Source organism: Amaricoccus sp. B4 (assembly GCF_043226085.1).
Taxonomy (GTDB): Bacteria; Pseudomonadota; Alphaproteobacteria; order Rhodobacterales; family Rhodobacteraceae; genus Amaricoccus.
In genome coordinates this window covers 139,004-158,111 of sequence record NZ_CP171225.1, presented here as the reverse complement: position 1 = coordinate 158,111, position 19,108 = coordinate 139,004, and the positions used below count along the sequence as shown (strand labels likewise).

General features: G+C 62.0%; 21 protein-coding genes. 7 read left to right on the top strand and 14 right to left on the bottom strand.

Features of this window, described 5'->3' with window-relative positions; translation table 11 throughout:
• Window positions 1-52 precede the first annotated feature (52 nt).
• Window positions 53-775 carry a response regulator transcription factor gene (locus tag ACF66B_RS00785; protein ID WP_111428706.1) on the bottom strand — a complete coding sequence of 241 codons (723 nt, stop codon included), beginning with the start codon at window positions 773-775 and terminating at the stop codon, window positions 53-55.
• 203 nt (window positions 776-978) lie between these two features.
• Between ACF66B_RS00785 and mce the strand changes: the two genes are divergently transcribed.
• On the top strand, window positions 979-1,383 hold the full coding sequence (gene mce, locus ACF66B_RS00780) for a methylmalonyl-CoA epimerase (RefSeq protein WP_111428707.1): 405 nt from the start codon (window positions 979-981) through the stop codon (window positions 1,381-1,383).
• Window positions 1,380-1,643 (top strand): DUF1467 family protein, encoded by a 264-nt coding sequence (locus ACF66B_RS00775; protein WP_111428708.1) that lies wholly within the window; start codon window positions 1,380-1,382, stop codon window positions 1,641-1,643. Before mce ends, ACF66B_RS00775 begins: the two co-directional genes overlap by 4 nt.
• A gap of 248 nt (window positions 1,644-1,891) precedes the next feature.
• On the opposite strand, the gene ACF66B_RS00770 is transcribed toward ACF66B_RS00775, so the two are convergent.
• The 7 genes from ACF66B_RS00770 to ACF66B_RS00740 all read right to left on the bottom strand — a co-directional run bounded on the left by ACF66B_RS00770 (window position 1,892) and on the right by ACF66B_RS00740 (window position 8,133).
• Complete coding sequence (locus ACF66B_RS00770; RefSeq protein WP_111428709.1) at window positions 1,892-2,305, bottom strand: hypothetical protein; 414 nt, start codon at window positions 2,303-2,305, stop codon at window positions 1,892-1,894.
• 20 nt (window positions 2,306-2,325) lie between these two features.
• Window positions 2,326-3,384, bottom strand: coding sequence for an SH3 domain-containing protein (locus ACF66B_RS00765; RefSeq protein ID WP_162683168.1), 1,059 nt, complete (start codon window positions 3,382-3,384; stop codon window positions 2,326-2,328).
• Between the two features lie 73 nt (window positions 3,385-3,457).
• Window positions 3,458-4,162: an EI24 domain-containing protein gene (locus ACF66B_RS00760; RefSeq protein WP_111428711.1), complete on the bottom strand. Its 705-nt coding sequence runs from the start codon at window positions 4,160-4,162 to the stop codon at window positions 3,458-3,460.
• Window positions 4,159-4,716, bottom strand: coding sequence for a nitroreductase (locus ACF66B_RS00755; protein WP_392663682.1), 558 nt, complete (start codon window positions 4,714-4,716; stop codon window positions 4,159-4,161). The genes ACF66B_RS00760 and ACF66B_RS00755 overlap by 4 nt, the downstream gene beginning before the upstream one ends.
• A 93-nt stretch (window positions 4,717-4,809) precedes the next feature.
• Window positions 4,810-5,529: a tyrosine-protein phosphatase gene (locus tag ACF66B_RS00750; RefSeq protein WP_111428712.1), complete on the bottom strand. Its 720-nt coding sequence runs from the start codon at window positions 5,527-5,529 to the stop codon at window positions 4,810-4,812.
• Between the two features lie 120 nt (window positions 5,530-5,649).
• Entirely contained in the window at window positions 5,650-7,308 is a 1,659-nt protein-coding gene (locus ACF66B_RS00745) for a hypothetical protein (RefSeq protein WP_162683169.1), read from the bottom strand.
• Between the two features lie 108 nt (window positions 7,309-7,416).
• Window positions 7,417-8,133, bottom strand: a complete 717-nt coding sequence (locus tag ACF66B_RS00740) for a phosphatidylcholine synthase (RefSeq protein ID WP_111428714.1) — start codon at window positions 8,131-8,133, stop codon at window positions 7,417-7,419.
• Window positions 8,134-8,617: 484 nt separating this feature from the next.
• On the opposite strand from ACF66B_RS00740, the gene ACF66B_RS00735 reads away from it, so the two are divergent.
• Both ACF66B_RS00735 and ACF66B_RS00730 read left to right on the top strand, forming a co-directional pair.
• Complete coding sequence (locus tag ACF66B_RS00735; protein ID WP_111428715.1) at window positions 8,618-8,851, top strand: hypothetical protein; 234 nt, start codon at window positions 8,618-8,620, stop codon at window positions 8,849-8,851.
• Window positions 8,852-9,396: 545 nt separating this feature from the next.
• A complete protein-coding gene (locus ACF66B_RS00730) occupies window positions 9,397-10,491 on the top strand; it encodes a BCCT family transporter (protein WP_392663679.1) in 1,095 nt (364 codons plus the stop codon).
• A gap of 73 nt (window positions 10,492-10,564) precedes the next feature.
• Here the strand turns inward: ACF66B_RS00730 and ACF66B_RS00725 are convergent, their stop codons facing one another.
• Genes ACF66B_RS00725 through ACF66B_RS00715 form a run of 3 tightly spaced genes read right to left on the bottom strand, consistent with a single transcriptional unit; the run spans window position 10,565 to window position 13,066 of the window.
• Window positions 10,565-11,572: an aldose epimerase family protein gene (locus ACF66B_RS00725; protein WP_111428717.1), complete on the bottom strand. Its 1,008-nt coding sequence runs from the start codon at window positions 11,570-11,572 to the stop codon at window positions 10,565-10,567.
• On the bottom strand, window positions 11,569-12,576 hold the full coding sequence (locus ACF66B_RS00720; protein WP_111428718.1) for an Ldh family oxidoreductase: 1,008 nt from the start codon (window positions 12,574-12,576) through the stop codon (window positions 11,569-11,571). Before ACF66B_RS00720 ends, ACF66B_RS00725 begins: the two co-directional genes overlap by 4 nt.
• Window positions 12,577-12,610: 34 nt before the next feature.
• Window positions 12,611-13,066, bottom strand: coding sequence for a GatB/YqeY domain-containing protein (locus ACF66B_RS00715; RefSeq protein ID WP_111428719.1), 456 nt, complete (start codon window positions 13,064-13,066; stop codon window positions 12,611-12,613).
• Window positions 13,067-13,253: 187 nt separating this feature from the next.
• Here ACF66B_RS00715 and carA point away from each other — a divergent pair, with 187 nt between their 5' ends.
• The 3 genes from carA (at window position 13,254) to ACF66B_RS00700 (ending at window position 16,566) form a co-directional block, all read left to right on the top strand.
• Entirely contained in the window at window positions 13,254-14,462 is a 1,209-nt protein-coding gene (gene carA / locus ACF66B_RS00710; protein WP_111428720.1) for a glutamine-hydrolyzing carbamoyl-phosphate synthase small subunit, read from the top strand.
• A gap of 481 nt (window positions 14,463-14,943) precedes the next feature.
• Window positions 14,944-15,489 carry an NADPH-dependent FMN reductase gene (locus tag ACF66B_RS00705; RefSeq protein WP_111428721.1) on the top strand — a complete coding sequence of 182 codons (546 nt, stop codon included), beginning with the start codon at window positions 14,944-14,946 and terminating at the stop codon, window positions 15,487-15,489.
• A 231-nt stretch (window positions 15,490-15,720) separates the two neighbouring features.
• Window positions 15,721-16,566: an amino acid ABC transporter substrate-binding protein gene (locus tag ACF66B_RS00700; protein WP_111428722.1), complete on the top strand. Its 846-nt coding sequence runs from the start codon at window positions 15,721-15,723 to the stop codon at window positions 16,564-16,566.
• A 9-nt stretch (window positions 16,567-16,575) separates the two neighbouring features.
• Here ACF66B_RS00700 and ACF66B_RS00695 read toward each other — a convergent pair whose 3' ends face one another.
• From ACF66B_RS00695 to ACF66B_RS00685, 3 genes are read right to left on the bottom strand one after another with little or no spacing between them, the layout of a single operon-like run.
• Window positions 16,576-17,547 (bottom strand): threonine/serine dehydratase, encoded by a 972-nt coding sequence (locus tag ACF66B_RS00695; protein WP_111428955.1) that lies wholly within the window; start codon window positions 17,545-17,547, stop codon window positions 16,576-16,578.
• On the bottom strand, window positions 17,544-18,440 hold the full coding sequence (locus ACF66B_RS00690) for an alpha/beta fold hydrolase (protein WP_392663673.1): 897 nt from the start codon (window positions 18,438-18,440) through the stop codon (window positions 17,544-17,546). The genes ACF66B_RS00695 and ACF66B_RS00690 overlap by 4 nt, the downstream gene beginning before the upstream one ends.
• Window positions 18,377-19,060, bottom strand: coding sequence for a haloacid dehalogenase type II (locus ACF66B_RS00685; RefSeq protein WP_111428724.1), 684 nt, complete (start codon window positions 19,058-19,060; stop codon window positions 18,377-18,379). The genes ACF66B_RS00690 and ACF66B_RS00685 overlap by 64 nt, the downstream gene beginning before the upstream one ends.
• Window positions 19,061-19,108 lie beyond the last annotated feature (48 nt).

Below are 19,108 nucleotides of genomic sequence, written 5' to 3'. Positions count from 1 at the left end.
GCCTTCATCCCCAAACAGCTCCATTCCTCCCCGAATATTTTCGGGGAAAATACTAGATTTCGGAGGTATCGTGCAAGATGGACGCGAACCGTGCGTTCTGGGCGATCAGGACAGCCTGTGTGCGACTGTGGACATTGAGCTTTCGCAAGATTGCGGTGAGATGTGCCTTTACCGTCGTTTCGGCAATATCGAGATCGTAAGCAATCTGCTTGTTCAGCTTCCCTTCGCACACGAGTCCAAGGATGCGCGCCTGCTGCTCGGTCAGTGTCGAGAGCCGCTCGATCGCGCCACGCTCGTCGATTACGCCAGCCTCCTCCGGGTTCGGCGGCACATAGCCCTCGGGCGTGAAGACGTCACCAGCCCAGATACGATCGAACGCCGTGACGAAGACATCGCGCTGGCTGTGCTTCGGAATGAAGCCCGACGCGCCGGCCTCCAGCACCGAGGCAATTACCCGGTTTTCCGCAAGCGAAGAAACCACGATAACCGGGATCCCCTGAGCCGCCTTCTTCAGGCGGATCACCCCGTCGAGCCCATCGACATCCGGAAGCTTTAGGTCCAGCAGGACGACATCAGGTGCCGGCTTCTGCCCCAGCCTTTCGATCCCTTTAGCAAGACTCGGCGCCGTAACCACCTCGTTCACGCCGAGGGCGGATTTGAGCGTCATCGAGAGCGCCTCGCAGAACAGCGGGTGGTCATCCACTACAAGTGCCAGGGGAACCTGCGTAACTACACCACCGGCCGGCCCCGTGCTGCTGCTTGTCGTCTCGGTCATGCCTGAAATATCCTTCTCTCTCCGCAGACAGGCGCTCGCTACCCCAGTTCCGATGCTATCAGAGCGACAGTGCCCTGGACAGCTCGACCAATGGACAAGGCCCACCAGCGGAACGAGCGCGCGGCATGCCTGCGCATTCCATTGCCGCACCGGATCAAGCGCAATATACCGAACCCAGCATCAGGAGAAGGGATACGCCAGACATGATCGGTCGCCTTAACCACGTCGCAATTGCCGTACCGGACCTTGAAGCCGCGTCCGCCCAGTATCGCGATACACTTGGCGCAAATGTGGGCGCGCCACAGGACGAACCGGATCACGGTGTAACCGTCGTCTTCATCGAGCTGCCCAACACCAAGATCGAGCTCCTCTATCCCCTCGGCGAGAACTCTCCGATCAAGAGCTTTCTCGAAAAGAACCCTTCGGGCGGCATCCATCACATCTGTTATGAGGTTGAGGACATCAAGGCTGCGGCCGAGCAGCTCCGCAATCAGGGCGCCCGCGTGCTCGGATCCGGCGAGCCCAAGATCGGCGCCCATGGCAAACCGGTGATCTTCCTGCATCCGAAGGACTTCACCGGCACTCTGGTGGAACTCGAACAGGTATGACAATTACCGCCGCCATCGTCCTTTATGCGGTGCTGTGGTTTCTCACGCTTCTCGTGGCCCTGCCGATCCGCGTCAGGACACAAGGTGAGGACGGTGAGATCGTGCCCGGCACTCCGGCCTCCGCTCCGACCGATCCGATGATCGGGCGCAAGATGTTCTGGGTCACGATCGTAGCGAGCATACTTTGGGCAGCACTCGTCTCCTTCATCGTCTGGGGCGGCGTCACCGTGCGCGACATAGACATCTGGCACCGGATGTAACGGCTCACGGAAAAGCGAGGGGCATGCCGCGCGGCCCGTGTTATGCTCTCACCTCGCTGAACTGGCCAAGGATGGGGCAATGAAACGACTGACACCCTTGTTACTCGCGGTGCTTCCCTTGCTGGGCATGACGGCCCTCGCGTCGGCCTGCCCGGATCACAGCTCCCACGAGGAAGCTCAGATCCCGCCGCCGCCCGGAGGCACAAGCTCGTGACTTTCGCAGCGGCCAGTCGGCCGCTGCACCTTTGTCAGTAGATCGAGACCTCGAGCGTGTATTCGACCGTCTTGCCCGTATCCTCGTCATTTCCCATGAGATAGACCCGGATCGTGTAATTCCCGCTGTCTGTGAGGGTGACTTCGCCGGTTGGACCGTAGCTCATCGAGCCGTTGAAAATCGCAACATCATCGCTGCCGGGTGGCAAAATGTTGAAATAAGCCGTCCCGTCGCCGTTCCCTCCCACGACGTTGAGCGTGGCCCTCATGGTCTGCCCTGCCGACGCGCCGAGGACATGGTCGGCATATTCATGGCCAGTGACCGAGCCGTTCACCACCGCCCGGCTACTTCCTCGATTGAAGTGAACCTCGGAGCGGCTCTGTGCCCAGGCGGGCGCTATGGCGACAAGACAGAGTGCAGTGACCTTCGCAATCCATGAAAGCGTCATAATGAAGCCTCTCGATGAAGTCAGGGAAGCGAATCCTGCTCCGCCTCCTCGATGCCGAAGGTGATTTCGTAGGCAGCCGCATCGTCGCCGCTGTTGTAGACAGTCACCGTATGCTCGCCATCCTGCCGCATCGTGCCACGATAACCACCACCCGCAGCAACGGATTCGTAAAGAGACGATCCATCCGGTGCAAAGATATTGAAATGCGCACCATGCGACTCTGTCGCCAAGGCTACGGACAAAGATTGTTCGGAGCGGCCTTCAAGGACGTAGTTCATTGCCTGACCCGGTCCGAGATTGCCCTTGAAGCCCGTGGCAGACCCGCCAGTTGCGAGAACAACCGATGTTGTATCTTTTCGAGCACGGTCTTTATCCAGCGCCGGGTCCGAGCCCTCGACGAGATAGGCACCAGCAACCCATCCCTCGCGGCCTTCATCCAGTACGGCCACACGACACCACCGCATGCCCTCGGCCATCCGGCAGCCGAGATTGCGAAGGATCTGCCCGTTTGCCAGCCCCGCCAGCACCTCGGCGTCCGTCGAAGCTGCCGCACGCAGGCGCAGGCTGCTCTCGTCATGGGCCGTACGAACGGCCCAAAAATCCGGCCCGCCCACAAGCCCGTCGGCAAAGTCGCCCTCGACGACCTGCCCCGGCTCGCCCGTCAGCGCAATCTGCAGGCTGTAGTCCGAAACCTCGTCCCGCCGCGCCGCCGCCCGCAGCAGATAAACGGAAACTGTATAGAATCCGGACACCGGCAGCCGTGCTTCGAACCGGTTGAGCTCCGGCACCATCAATCCTGTCAGGCCGGAATTCGCGATGGCCTCGTCCCCTGGGCCTTTCCCGGGGGCATAGACATTGAAATAGGTGGCAAGATTCGAGGGTGCCAGCGTCACGGCAAGCCTCTGCCCCGCCTCTGCACCAATCTGGTAGGAAACCGTATCCCGCCCGCGAATACTGTCCGAAATGCCGTTCGCGCCAGCCGCAAGCTCGACCTGCACGAGGCGCACGTCCTGAGCGGAGGCTGAAACCACCGGAAAAAATACAAACAGCAGCGCACACCGCCACACGGCCAGCACCATGCCGGTTCCTCCGTTCTTCATGCCATTGCCTGATAGCAGACCTGCGCCAACGGAAAAGTGCCAGTGGGCAAATTCAGGTCGAGGGACGATCGCCCATAAGCCGGTGATACTGATGCGTAAAGAACGCCACGCCGATCACCGGAACCACAAGGTTGAGGATCGGAATGCTGAGCGGCACAGCCATCGCGATGCCGGAAAGCCAGATCCTCGCGCCATGCCGGCGGCGCAACTCTTTCGCGCCCTTGGGACCGAGCCGCCGCATCGCCACCAGCGTAAAATACTCACGCCCGAGCAGAAATCCGTTCACTACCCAGAAAATAAATGGCGCGAAGGGCGGCACGAGGAAATAGATCAACAACGCGAATAGGTTCGCAAGGATCACCACCCCAAAGAACACGATGGCGTCCCAAAGCTGCTCACCGATCCCAAGGGCACTCACCGCCGGCAGATGCGGATAATGCCGGACCTCCACAGCCGCGACGATGCCGTCCAGGAAGAACCCGACAACCACCGCAGCGACCGGCACCATCAGGACCACAGAAAGGAGCAACATCAGACCAATAGCCGCCCATGACGCAAAGGTTTCGATGAAGGTCACGTCTCCGACCCACGGCAAGACCACCGTGTCGGGCATCACCCAGCCGAGTAGCAAAATCACCGCCCAGAAGAGGGCAGCGAGCACGGCGACGGTAATTCCCAGTGACCAGGCAAAAACCCCCAGGAAGCGCCGGTCCCCGATCTGGGCGACGGCCCGGGCAAGATCCTCAACAAAGCTCATTCCTCGACCCATGTGGTAATCTTGGCCATGTCCGGCCGCGGCCGCTCCGGCACCGAAGTCCCACATGATCCCACATGAACGAATGCAGCGATCCATTCTCCGGGTGTGAGCCCGAACGTGCCTTCGAGCAGCACGCGGTCGCGCGAGATCCAGCCGGTCAGCCAGTTCGCCCCCCAACCACTCGCAAGAGCCGCGCTGAGCACATTGTATGCCGCGCAGCCCGCAGAGAGGGTCTGCTCGATTGCGGGGATCTTGTCGCTCGTCTTCGGCACTCCGACCACCACGATCGCCACCGGCGCACCCTCGAAGGCGCTCGCGGCCTTGTCGCCATCCTCGCCGGTCTCAGCACCACGCGCCCGGATCATCGCCGCAACCCGGGCAAGAGCTGCGCCTTCGAGAACGATGAAGCGCCAGGGCTCAAGCTTGCCGTGGTCAGGCACCCTGCCGCCTGCCTGAAGAATGCGTTCGAGTGTCGCCCGGTCGGGTCCGGGCCCCGTCAGGAGCTTGGCCGGGCGAGACCGGCGGGTGAGCAGAAAATCCATCGCATCGGTCACGGCAACAAACACTCCCTAGGCAATCGGAACCATCAGTGCCCGAAATGTTGCGCTGATGGGCTCACGTCAAGTCCCAATCCCTGCCCAGTCTGCTCACTCGCGCCCAAGCATCCTGTCAGCAACTGTGCGCCCCAGCCGTGAACCACGATGCGCCGCCGTCAGCGCCTCGCGATCGTATCGTGTCTCCAGCCAGTCACGAAAACCAATTGATCTCTCTGCATGCGCATCTTCGTAGGCGGCGAAAAGATTGCCGAGCACGCCGGCGGCTGAGCCGCGAAAATGCAGGTAGCGAGGAGACAGCTGGGCACGCGCCTCCGCCGGCGTTCCGCCGCCCTCCAGAAGCAGATAGAGCGCCGCAACAAGTCCAGAGCGGTCCGCTCCCGACTTGCAGTGAAAGAGCAGCGGCTTCTCCGCACGGCAAAGGATTTCGTCGAGCGCCCTGATCTCCTCCAGTGTCGGCAGACGGCGTGAGGAGAGCTTCATGTCAATGAGCGCGATACCCGCGTCTTCACAGGCTGCGCGTTCGAGCAGGTAGGCGCCATGCTCGGTCTCGCCGCGCAAATTAAGAATGGTCTTAAGCCCGTGCCGCTCGGCAAGCCGTCGGATTCGCCCCGGCGTGGGCTGCGCGCCGCGCCATATCCCTGGCCGGATCTCATGCAGGTTCGGCCACGCAAGCCGCGCAAACCCGTCATCGAAGATGATCGTGTCAATCCAGGCATTGCGCCGCCGCCGCGCATCTGGCGTGCCCTCGGCTAGCCAGCTGTCCTTCCAGCGCCGCTGCCATGCGCGGAGCGGTCCTCGCCGCCGCGCCATCAGTCAGCTTCGCCTGAAAAATGGGCATGGCCCCGCAAGACATTCTCCCGAAACACCAATCCGTGAACCGAGCCTTTCGCACGACCGCGCGCGCGCTGCAATGTTTGCGCCGCCATATGCTTACTGACCCGCGCGCAACTCCTTGCGAACCACTCCCAGAGATCCACCCAGCGTAAGCCCGTCTCGTGTCGTGACATTCATTTCAAGCGGAATATTCTTCGGCAATGCCTTGAAGGCGTTGGGTGTAAGCCGGTCGATCTTTCCGTCGATCTCGATCGGGCCAAGCTTGGCCTTGCAGTTCGCGAGCTTGAAGAGCGGCCCATCTACGCCACCTCTGAGATCGAGGTCTATAAAGCGAACGTTTCCTGTGGTGATATTGCAGGAGCGGAACCGGAAGGGCTCACGCTCGGGCGCACCCCGTGGCGTCGTGGAGAGCCCCCGGAAGGTTATGTTGCGAATATCCTTATAAGGCGCGACATCGTCCCAGTCGTTATTCTCGATGAAAGCGACCAGCTCAAGATCACAGCACTCCACCGAAAATGGGCCGATCTCCACATCCGTACTGTCGCCGATCGCAAAGATCAGTCCCCGCACGTCATCCTTGCCCTGGCGCATCTCGCTCCGCACGCTTCCCTTGCCGATGCGTATGCCATCGGCGTGGCTGATGCGGATAGCGTGAGAGGCCTTCGCATTTTTTCCCGTCTGCCGGAACGGATCGATGATATTGACCTCCGTAAAAGTCACGTTGGTCACCCGCGCACCCGATCCCGGATTGATCTTGAGCGCGGAGGCCGACTGGCGCCGGATGGTAAGCGGATCGAAGCGAACGTTGTTGGAGAGGTAGTTATGCCCCACGCCACCCCCAGCAAAACGGATCGCATGTTCCGGTGCGTCGCCGAGATCCATCGGCCCGAAATGTCCGTTCGTCAAGCCGCCAAGCAGAAGGTTGTTGCGGCCCGGCCGCTCGTTCGCCGACTTGGGCGACCTCCCGCGCTGCCGTCCACCACCAACGTCAAAATTGGTGACATTGTACATGCGGATCCCGCGCGCGATGCTCTCGAAATCAAACCAGCCGAGTCGGAAGCCGTTGATTACGCCCTCATCCGGTTCGACCTTGAGCGGTCTGCCGAAGCGCTTGGACCGCATCTGACCGATATCCACACCATCGCCCGCAACATGCACAGCCAGAGCATCAAGCTGTCGGTCGGCCTCTAGCTCAAGCGAGCCAATCCGGACGTCCTTCTCGATCCGGATCGAAGGCGTGGTCCCTCCGAGAGTCTCGGTGCCGGCCGTATAGATCAGTCGGTCCCACGCCACGCCGGCTCCGAGCGTCAGGACCGTCTCCCTGTTGTCGGGCCCGATATATCGCAGCGTAGCCCCGGTGCCTGAAACTCGGGTCCCCGGCGGCACGTCAAGATGCATGAAGCCGTAGGTTCGTCCGGCTGTCAGTTCCACCGCCCCGGTGGCCAGCGCCGCAACGAGGGCCGCAGTATCGTCACGGCCATCCCCCACGGCACCGAAATGCTCGGGATGCGCAGGAAATGACGGCGTCCACCCAGGCAGATCGCCAATGGTCCGGCTTCCGCTTGCCGCAATATAGTCGACCCCACCCGCCTGCACCGTGGTACCGTCCGGCGCTGAATAGCCGTTAGCGACACGTGCGGTAAAATCGCTCCGTTGATCAAAAAGCTCGGAAGCAGCAGACTCCTGCGCGAACACGGCGAAGATCCCGGACGCGGGAGCAAGCAGCAGCGCCAAAGCGAAAACAACCGATTTCAAGACACACATTCGGGTGGAACTCCAGCCAGTCCGGAGGCGAGTCACCCCCCCAATCTGCCGCAAGCCTAAGCCGGGAAAATCCGCCTGCAAAGCCGCTCGAACGCCCGCCTACACCTCCACTTCGTCATCGGCAGAGCCACGCCCGGGAAAGATCTGCATCACTATGCCGACGAAAAGCAGCCAAAGCGAGGTCAAGAGCAGCAACACACGCGCGATCTCGGGCGGATCCAGGTTCTCCCAGACGGACCAGGCTGCAAGCAAGAACCAGATGAGCTGCACCGGCAGGTTCAAGGTGCGCCAGCGAGCGGTCCGCACAGGATGAATGAATTTCAAATAGGTAAACTGTCCGAGCGCGAGTGCCACGACAATCGTGCCCGTGGCCCAGGCGGGAGGCGCAAAGACCACAAGCACCAGAAGTGGCATGTGCCAGACAGCCGGGAATCCAGAAAACGAATTATCCTTTGATTTCATCCTCGTATCCGCAAAATATATCACGCCAGTCGAGGTGATAAGAAGTGCTGCCAGCAACCCCCAGGGAGCAGGAAGAAGTCCAGTATGGATGAGGGCGAAGGCCGGGATGAAAACGTAGGTGAGATAGTCGATGACAAGATCAAGAATGATCCCGTCCCAGTTCGCGGCATTGCGCTTCACATCGACCTTGCGCGCAAGCGGCCCATCGATCCCGTCGACGACCAGACCAATGCCCAGCCAAAGGAACATTTCGCGCCAAGCGCCGTGGCTTGCGGCCACGAGAGCCATCAATGCAAGTGCGGCACCAGAAGCGGTGAAAAGATGGACGGCAAAGGCTGAGGGTCGTGTCGTCATCCACCTTGGAATAAAGCGAAGCGCCTGCGGATTAAAGCGTATTTTCGCTGAAGAGAGGGCATTTCACCCCGCATTTTCAGCCTCCGGCGTTTTTTCCCGTGCCCGGCGAGCGAAAGTTCCACCGTCCTCAACACTCCGCATTCCCGATACCCAATTGCGATACATCATGGGGTGGATGCGGCCGGTTCAAGCCGAGAGAGACTCATCTCCCACTGCTTTCTTTTCACGTTTTGGCTTTGCCGCTTTTGGCTTTTCTAAACGCGACGACGAAATTCGTTGAGCCCAGTGAGTCTACCGGCCGGGTCCGGCCCATTCGCTTCACGTCACCGCCTCCGAAACCAGGTGCGAGCTTTTCGAAGCCCGGAGCGCGGTGCTTGCCACGCGTCGTCCGGAGTTCGCCTTCGAGTTCCCGTTTGCGGGCTTATCTTCCGCGCCGCCCACCCACGCCTAAGTGAGCGCGGAACTGGCGCCGATAAGCCGCCCGATGACTGCCAACGATATCGCGGCCTTCACGGCCACAAGGGTTGCTCTCAGACCGGGCTCGAGGTCGCTCTCGACGCGCGCCGGCTATCCGCCGCCCTGCCCGCTTTCTATCAGGATCGAACGCGTCGACAGTGGCGAAGGCAACCCCGCCGTCGCCGAATTCCTGCGCTCCAACTTTTCCGACGAGGGCCAGAAGATCGTCGAGAAAATCGGACTTTTTGCTGCTTCACGCTAACCGGATCGCCCCCACCCTCGCCGGCTACGCGCAGGAGTTGCCACTCCCCGATTCATTGCAAGTCATTCGTAAGCCAAGAGGTTTAGGTAGAGAGCAACCATCGGCCGGACCGTCTCGTTTACCCTTGTCTTCGGCCATCCAGCGATCAACAGCCTGATCGGGAGGTGAGAGCGACCCGGCCCAGACCGCCCCGTCCAGAGGGAAGCCGCCGATGCCGGAACTGGCGCGGTCAACTACTGCCGCCCGGCCTGCAGGTTCAGCCGGATACCCGTAACACTCTGAGTGGCGGCCACACTCGGAAGCCTGGAAATAAAACCCCAACACGGAAAATAAAAAACCAAATTAAATACTATTTCTTTGCTAGATGCATTATGCGGCGCGTGCCGAATTTTGTCTGCTTTAGTCCTCCATGTTGTCGAAATGATCTCGATTGCCTAGAATATGGAATGACCCAAGTCATCAGCATAGCTTATGCCATCACGCTTTTGAGCGGATTGTTCGTCATTCTATGGTGGGGACGCGTCCGGTGCGTCGGAACCATGCCCGTGACAACCTTTGTGCTCGTGGCACTCCTCTTCACCGCCGGTCTCGACATGGGGCTTGTCATGCTGCCCCTGACCGAGTTCCCGATCTATGCCGACGACCCGGCCTATGATTTTTCCAATCCGCTCGCTGTCGAGTTCGGAATGTGGGGGCCGCTCGTCTGGCTCATGTATTTCCTCTCGACCTTCTACTTCGTCAAACTCGAACCGAAGCTGCAGGTATTCGAGATCCCGCTGGTCAAGTGGGTCTACAACCTCACGGTAATCGCAACCGCCGCCTTCACCTGCTATCTCTTCATGAGCGCGCTCCCGAGCTACGTTCCAGGTATCCCCGATTGGACACGCTGGGTGCTGACCGTCGCGGTGATCGGCTCGGCAGTCTATTCGAGCTCGAACGTCAACTTCATGAAGTGGCTCGCCGTCACCTCGACCTGGATGTTCGTGGGCCTTACGCTGGTGATGCTGATCGCCGCAGCTTATGTCTTCAGCGGCGCCGGCCTTTCAGCGCTCTTCGCCAATGTACTCTCGCTGCTCGACTACTTCCCGAATATCCTCCATTTCACGACACCGATCACGGAATACCATGAGTTCTACCTGTTCTGGTGGTTTGCCTGGAGCATCATGATCGGCCAGTTCGTCGCGACCTTCGTGACCGGGCTCCACGCCTGGCGCCTGGCGGGTGCGATGATCTTCCTGCCCGCCATCCCGCTCGGAATCTGGTTCTGCGTGATCTACATCTATTTTCAGCGCGACATAACGATCCCCACATGGCTCAACATGGCCATGGTCGCGGTGGGCATCGTCTTCGTGGTGAACTCGCTCGACTCACTCATGCGGCTCTACAGCAGCAATCTCGCCATCGACATCGAGCGCCTTGGCCGGAAGGTCTACTTCCCGCTGCATTTCACCATTCAGATCGCGCTGGTGATGGCCTATCAGTTTACGCCGTTCCGCATCGAATGGGTCGGAGTAATCGTGATCCTGCTCTATGGCGCCGTCTATGTGGTGATCTACCGGCAGAAACATGCGATCGGAAGCCATGTGCGCGCGGTACCTGAGCCCGCATTACCGGAAGAAGAGCCCGGGCGCGTCAACTGATTGCCACCTTTCATGCCTCAACCTTGGCGAATGCAGCGCCATGGGGCAATTCGCCGGGCACTTTCAGCGGGGCTCAGCCCTTCGAGATCTCGACCTCGAGACGCTGGAAATAGGGCGTCTCCGGGCTCCGGATGATGCTCGGCCAGTCGGGGTTGTGCAGGGAATCCGGGTAATGCTGCGCCTCGAAACAGAGCCCCGCAAAGGGCCCGTAGGTTTCGCCGCCGAGCCCCGGCGCGCCGATCGTCATGGTGGCGGCGTTGAAGATCTGAAGCCCCGGCTGGTCGGTCCAGACCCTGAGCCGCAGGCCCGTCCGCGGGCAGCTCGCCCAGGCTGCCGGATCGGACTGGTCCCGTCCCGGCCGCAGGATGTAATTATTGTCGATCCCCTTTCGCTCGGGATCGCTCTCCTCGATGCTCCGGGCGTCGCAAAAGTCGAGATGCGTGCCCTCGACCGGTGCAATCGTCCCGAGCGGAATGTTTTCAGCATCGAGGGGGGTGTAATCCTCCGCATCGATCCAGAGCACATGATCCCGCACGGTGCCCGTGCCCCCAAGATTGAAGTAGTTGTGGTGGGCCAGATTGATCGGTGTCGGACGATCCGGCAGGCCCGACATCTCGCAGACCAGCTTCGGACCCTCAAGCCGGTAGGTCACCCGGAAATCGACGCTTCCAGGAAACCCATCCTCGCCATCCGGGCTCAAATAGCGCAGGTGCACCGCTTCGCCGGTACTGTCGCCCTCCATCTCCCAGAGTCTGTCCGCGAGGCAGCCGTGGATATGGTGCTGCTGCTTCGGCCCGTGATTGCGGGTGAGATGATAGGTTTTGCCCTCAAGTTTGAATTCCGCATTGGCGGTCCGGTTCGCCACTCGCCCCACGATTGCGCCATGCCCCCGCGAATGCTGCACGTAGGAGCCGATATCGGGAAAGCCCAGCACCATCGGAAGGCTGCCGCGCGGCCCGTCGACCCGCCAGTCCCGGGTGATGCAGCCGTAGTTGAGGATCGAGACCGCGGCGTCGGCACTTTCCAGAACCAGCTCTTCGACCTGGCCTTGGTCCACCTTGCCAAAATGCCGTTTCTTCATGCAGTTGCCCCCAGTTTCTCGATCTCCGCCACAAGTTTTTCCGGCACGCTCATACCGCTCTGTCCCGCTTGGGCCCGCGCGGCAAGCCGCCGCGATCCGGGAAGCCGCGCGCCGAGTGCCTCGAAGTTCGCCGCCAAGGCCTCCATCCGCCCGGCAAATGCCCCCCCGGAGAGCGCATCCGGATCGAGTGCGAGAATCGTCTGGCCGAGATCCGGCGGACCGCCCTTGTCGTCGAAGAGACTGGAGGCCTCCGATCCGAGTGCGGAGCCGACGAGGCAGGCAGACATGACCTCGACCATGAGAGCAAGGGCCGCGCCCTTCGGGCCACCCATTGGGGCAAGCGTGCCCCTCATGGCAAGCGCTGCATCGGTCGTGGGCGCGCCGTCCGGCCCGTACGCCCAGCCTTCCGGGATCGGCGCGCCGCTCTGGGCGGCCGCCATGATCTTGCCCTTGGCGACCGTCGTGACCGCAAGATCGATTACCAGCGGCTCTCCCGCCATCGGTGCGGCAAACGCGATCGGATTGGTGCCGAGAAGCGGGGCCGTTGCCCCCCAGGGTGCCAGAGCCTTCGGGGCATTGCCGTAGACAAAAGCGACAAGCCCCTCGCGAGCGAGATCCTCGCAATGATGGCCGGCCACACCGAAATGATGCGATCGCGCGATCGCACAGGCGGCGATTCCCTGAATGCGCGCCCGATAGACGAGCTCTGGCATCGCAATGCGGATCGCGGGATAGGCAAAGCCATGCGCGGCGTCGACCCGAAACAGGCCCGGCCGAACATCCCCCAGCGAGGGCTTGGCATGGCCATCGACTTTACCTGCCCGCGCCTGTGCCGCGTAATAGGGCACACGCGACAGCCCGTGCCCCTTCTGACCGTCGGCCTCCGCCCGCACCAGCGCCGCAGCAACGCAGAGCGCGATATCGGGTGCGCAGTTGACGCGCTCGAGCGCGCGCGCGACCAGCGTGACACCTTCCTCAGGTGCAAGCGTTCGAAAGCCGTTCATCTACAGACCGTATGTTCCGGCCGTCCGGGGAAGCCTACCGGAAGGCGTTCTTCAGTTCGGAGCAGGCCTGAACGAAGTCCATGCGGCCTGTGTGCTTCGCCTTGAGGTGTGCCATGACACGGTTGATGTCGCGAACGGATCGCGCGCCCGTGTGCTCTATGGCGCAGGCAATCGCCTGACTCACTTCGCGCTCCGTCAGAGGGCGCGGAAGATATTCACGTATGATGCTGATTTCATTCCGTTCCTGTTCGGCAAGATCAAGCCGACCAGATTCCTCGTAGCCCGAGACACTTGCCTCGCGCTGCTTGATCATCTTCGTAAGGATCGCGAGGATATCCCCGTCGCTCACGCCTTGGATATTGTCACTGCGCTGGGCTGCTAGGTCGCGGTCCTTCACCGCGGCGCAAATCAGACGCAGAGTCGCAATCCGTTCGGCATCATCATCGCTGATTGCAGCCTTCAGATCGCCTGAAAGTCTCTCTCGGAGCATCCTTCACCCATGTCCCGTTAACCTGCAGGAGGTCAGAGGGACTGACTATACTCCTGTCACCGAACCGCCGCAAGGCAACGGAGTAACGCATAAGCCATTGTTATTTAATGTTTTTTACTGAAGCGCACCTCTTGACCCCCCCGGTGTCAGGCCTTATTTTCCGCAATGTCACATCCAGGATTCGCAGATGCCACAGTTTCTCGCCCACACCGACCAGCCCTTGGTCGCGGGTCCCGCGGGGGCGCGCAGGCCGACCGCCTGCATCGTGCTCAATGACGGCCAGATCTTCTACGGCACCGGCTTCGGCGCGACCGGTACCGCCGTGGCGGAACTGTGCTTCAATACCGCCATGACCGGCTACCAGGAAATCATGACCGACCCCTCCTATGCGGGGCAGATCGTCACCTTCACCTTCCCCCATATCGGCAATGTGGGGACGAACGACGAGGATGATGAAACCGCCGAGCCCGTGGCGTCTGGCATGATCGTGAAGTGGGATCCGACCGCCCCATCGAACTGGCGCGCGGCGGGAACGCTCTCCGACTGGCTCGAGAAGCGCGGGCGGATCGGGATCGGCGGTGTCGATACCCGAAGACTTACCCGATCGATCCGGCTTCAGGGTGCCCCGCATGCGGTAATCGCCCACGATCCGGATGGGAATTTCGATCTCGATGAAATGCTTGCTCGCGCCAAGGCCTGGCCGGGGCTCGAGGGCATGGACCTCGCCCGCGACGTCACCTGCGCTCAGAGCTACCGTTGGAACGAGATGCGCTGGGCCTGGCCGGAAGGCTACGCACGGCGTGAAACGCCGGGGCATCGTGTGGTCGCAATTGATTACGGCGCGAAGCGCAATATCCTGCGCTGCCTCGCCTCGGCGGGCTGCGACGTGACGGTCTTGCCGGCGACCGCGACGGCGGAGGATGTGCTCGCTCATGATCCGGAGGGGATCTTCCTCTCGAACGGGCCCGGTGACCCGGCTGCGACGGGGGTCTATGCCGTGCCGATGATGAAGACCATCCTCGAGACCACCGACCTCCCTGTCTTCGGAATCTGCCTCGGCCATCAGATGCTCGCCCTCGCCCTCGGGGCCCGGACCATCAAGATGAACCATGGCCATCACGGCGCGAACCATCCGGTGAAGGAACTCGCGACCGGCAAGGTCGAGGTCACATCGATGAACCACGGCTTCACGGTCGACAGCCAGACCCTTCCGGAGGGCGTGATCGAGACTCATGTTTCGCTCTTCGACGGCTCGAACTGCGGCATCGCCATCGAAGGCCGGCCGGTCTTCTCGGTCCAGCACCACCCGGAAGCGAGCCCCGGCCCGCAGGACAGCTTCTACCTCTTCGAGCGCTTCGTCGCCGCGATGAAGAAGCGCACAGAGGTCGCAGCCTGACCACCCGCGTCACACAAATATTTTCACGGTGAAAACAAGATTTTTCGCCGTGAATTTTCCAGTTATCCCATTGAACTGATAACATGTTTCTTCGGAATGTTCCGCGAACATCGGCATTCCGGCCCGCTGACGCCAGCCCTTTTTCACAGCACGAAGACAAAGATCGTAACAGGCACAACACCCTCGCACGGCCGGGTGTTTACGAAGGCTCACGCAGATGAACCGCGCGGTTTTCCAAGCCCCAAAAACCACTTCAGATTGAGTGTTTGTCGCAGCTCTCCAAGGACCGCAAGACTGTGCTCGACCTTCGCTTCAAGCACAGATCTTTTTGGCGGAGCCCTGGCCCGGCGCGAGATCCTTATCCGACTTTGTTTCTATAATGCCTTCAACCTGTTTGCGGATAACCGATCCGTTTCCGGTTGAAGCAGCTATTCTCCCGATACATATCAAGGCCAACACGAAACACGATAAGGAGGGACAGATGCTCAAGGTATCGGTGCTCGTCGGAAGCCTTCGCAAGGGCTCGGTCAACCGCAAGCTCGTCGAGGCGCTCGCAAAGCTCGCCGAAGGAACGCTGGAATTCGATTATCCTAGCCTCGATCTCCCGCTCTACAACGAAGACCTCTGGGCCGATCCACCAAAGGGCGTGCTCGCGCTCAAGAAGAGCGTCGAGGCCGCCGATGCGGTGCTCTTCGCGACGCCCGAATACAACCGCTCGTTCTCGCCTGCGATCCAGAACGCCATAGACTGGGGCTCGCGGCCCTGGGGCAAGTCCTCCTGGCCCGGCAAGCCCGCCGGCATCGTCGGCGCCGCCGGCGGCAAGATCGGCACAGCCGCCGCGCAGGCTCATCTCCGCTCGGTCGTCGCGGGTCAAGGCATGATCCTCATGGGCCAGCCGGAGGTCTACCTTGAATACCCGGAGGGCCTCATCGACGAGTCCGGTACGATCACTGACGAGGCGACGCAGAATTTCCTCAAGGGCTATCTCGAGAAGTTCACCGACTTCATCGGCAAGGTTTCCGCCTGAGCAGACTTTCTCACGACAGACAGGTCAGAGTAGGGCCGGGCCGACAGGGTCCGGCCCGGTCTGCAATGCGGCGGCTACCGCGCCTGAATGTCCAGCTCCGAACGCCTACGGTCTGGCGTGGCTTCGCTCTAACCCTTTGAATAAGCCAAAATCCTTTTTCAGATTGCGATTCAATCCGACACGATTCTGGTCTAGGGTCGAGATCTTCGTCCGCCGCAGAAGGATCTCGCGATGCGTCCCCTTGCCCGTCTTGCCCTGTCGTTCGCGCTGCTCGGAGCGGCCCTGCCCGCTTCGGCACAGACGCTCGACCACATCCGCGAAACCGGCGAGATCCGGCTCGGCATCCGCAGCGATGCGGCCCCGCTCTCCTACGTCGACGCCGAGGGGCGCCCCTCGGGCTACACGCCCACGGTCTGCGCTCATGTCGCCGAGCTGATCGCGATCGACCTGGAGCTTGAGAATCTGAACGCGAATTTCGTGCCCGTCGACGCGGAGGATCGCTTCGAAAAGGTCGCGAACGGCGATATCGACCTGCTTTGCGGCGCTGCAACCATCACGATCGAGCGGCGCGAGACGGTCGATTTCTCGATACCGACCTTTGTCGACGGCACGGCCGTGCTGCTTCCGGTCGGGAGCGGCACGGATTTCAGCGCTCTGGCAGGCAAGAAGGTCGGCGTGCGTGCTGGCACGACCACCGAGGAGATCCTCGCCAATTCGCTCGAGGCGGCGGGCGTGCAGGCCGAGATCGTGGCCTTCGACACCCACGACGCGGGATTGGCGGGCCTCGAGAATGGCGAGATCTCGGCCTATTTCGGCGACCAGTCGATCCTTTACGAGCTCTTCCACAAGAGCGACCTGTCCGAAAACTTCACCATGTCTGACAACACGCTCACGATCGAGAAGCAGGGGTTGGCGCTGCGCCGAGGCGATGCGGATTTCCGCCTCGTGGTCGACCGCGCGCTGAGCCAGCTCTATGCGAGCGGCACCATGCGCGAGATCTTTCAGGGCGCGTTTCCGGGCGCAACCCCAGGGCTTGCGCTGAAGGCGCTCTACCTGATTGCACCCGACCTGCCGTGAAGGCGGGGCTCAGGCCCCCGCGACCGTCTCGGCGTAGAAGCCGCCATCGACGTTGCCGCCGCTTGCAACCGCTATGATCGCTTCGCCCGGAATGCCCTCGCCGCGGAAGAGTGCCGCGGCGAGGGCTACGGCGCCGCCGGGCTCGACGACAATCTTGAGGTGACGGAAGGCGAGCGCCATGGCCTCGCACGCCTCCGCATCGGTCACGGTAAGGCCGGGCCCCGCGTACCGATGCAGGATCGGGAAGGTCAGTGTGCCGGGTTCAGGCGTCAGAATCGCATCGCAGATCGAGCCGCTGAGATGAGCGTTGCGCAGGGGCTTTCCGGCGGCCAGCGATCGGGCCGTGTCGTCGAAGCCCATCGGCTCGACGGTACGCGGCCGGAGGTCGGGCGCCTTTGCGGCAAGCGCCAGCGCGATCCCGGCCGAAAGCCCGCCACCGCCGCAGCAGATCAGCACGTCCGCCGCCGCGATTCCCGCCTCCTGCGCCTGGGCCGCGATTTCGAGCCCGACGGTGCCCTGACCCGCGATGACGTCGGGGTGGTCGTAGGGCGGAATGAGGGTCATGCCGCGTTCGGCGGCAATGACCCGGCCGATGTCCTCGCGCACCTCGGTTGCGCGATCATAGGTCACGACCTCCGCGCCGTAGCTCTTCGTTCCCGCGATCTTTGCCCCGGGCGCATCCGACGGCATCACGATCACGGCGGGCACGCCGTGCGCCGCCGCCGCCCAGGCAATGCCCTGCGCGTGATTGCCGGAGGAATAGGCGAGGATGCCGCGGGCGCGGGCCTCGGGCTCGAGCGCCGAGATTGCCGACCAGGCACCACGCGCCTTGAAGGAGCCGGTGATCTGCAGGCATTCGGCCTTCACGAGGATCCGCCGCCCGGCGATGCGGTCGATCCCGGGTGCGGAAAGCAGCGGCGTGCGGCGGACATGGCCCTCGAGCCGGCCGGCCGCGGCCTCGATGCGGGCAATATCGGTCATGCCGGCAAGGCCGCGATGAAGGCCCGGATCGCCGTCTGGCACTCGGGCTCGTCGAGAAACGGAATATGCCCGCGGTCCTTCACCGGCACATAGGTGAGATCGGGCCGACGCGACCGCATCTCCGCCACGGTCTCATGGGTGAGGATGTCGGAATTGACACCATGGAGCACTGCCAGAGGGAGCCCCGCGAAAAGGTCGAAAACCGGCCAGAGATCGGGCGCGGGTCCCTCCTCGAGCTGGGTGATGACCGCATCGCGCAGCCGGCTGTCGTAGCAGAGTTCAAGCCCCTCGGGCGTTTCGCGAACGTTTCCGGCCAGAAAGCTCCGCCACTTCGCCACGCTCACGCCCGGAAAGGACGCCGCGGTCTCGCGCGCGTGCCGCTCCGCGAGTGCGTCAAGCGTCTTCTCCACGGGCGGAAGGCCGAGAAATCCGACGATCCGGGCCATGCCCTCGGGATCAACATGCGGGCCGATGTCATTGAGGAGTACAGCGCGGAGCCTGTCACGGGCAAGCGCAGCCAGGGCGAGCGCGATAAGCCCGCCGCGAGAGGTGCCGAAGACCGTCACCTGCGGGAGGCCGAGATGATCGAGCAGCTCGATGACGTCCCGCGCCTCCGTCAGCACGTTGTAGTTGAGGAAATTGTCGTCGTACTGCGAGGCGCCGCGGCCGCGCAGGTCGATGCGGATGATCCGCGCGACATCGCGAAATCCGTCGGCCACCGGCAGGAAATCGGCGCCGTTGCGGGTGAGGCCGGGAATGCAGAGGATCGGCGTGCCTTCACCCTCGTCCTCGTAGGCAAGCGAAAGACCATCGGAAGTGACGAAATGCTTCATGGCCTGGCCGCGATCAATGGAACATCCTCGAGATTCGGCAAGATCCAGTCCGGTTTCCATGGCAGACGCTCCTGCGGTTCTGTGTTGCGATTGACCCAGACGGTGCGGAACCCGTAACCGGCGGCCGCAGCGGCATCCCAACCGTTAGATGAAATGAAGAGAACGTTCCCGGCGCTGACCCCGAAGGTGCTGCCGACGAGATCGTAGACGGCGCGTGCCGGCTTGAAGACGCCCACCGTCTCGACCGAGAGAACCGCATCGACCAGCTCGCCGATCCCGGCGCTTTCCACGGCGGCATCGAGCATGCCAGGCGATCCGTTCGAAAGAATTCCTGTGGCAAACCTGCCATCCTTCAATTGCCTCAAGACCTCCGGAACTTCCGGATAGGCATCCAATGTCCAGTAGAGGGCAAGAAGGCGTTGGCGCAGCGCTGGGTCGGGCACTCCCGCGGCATCCAGCGCCCAATCGAGGCTGTCTTGCGTCACGCTCCAGAAATCGGTGTGCGCGCCGCAAATCGCACGCAACCAGGAATAATGCAGCTGCTTGAGACGCCAGTCCCGTGCGACCTGTTCCCAGATCGCGGCGAATTCCTCCCCTCCTGGCTCTCCGGCCAGATGTCTAGCCGCAGCACTTACATCAAAGAGCGTGCCATATGCATCAAAAATCGCGACCCTTTTCATCCGCGCGTCCTCCCTGTCGCCGCAGCGCGCCGGAATCGGCCGGCGCAC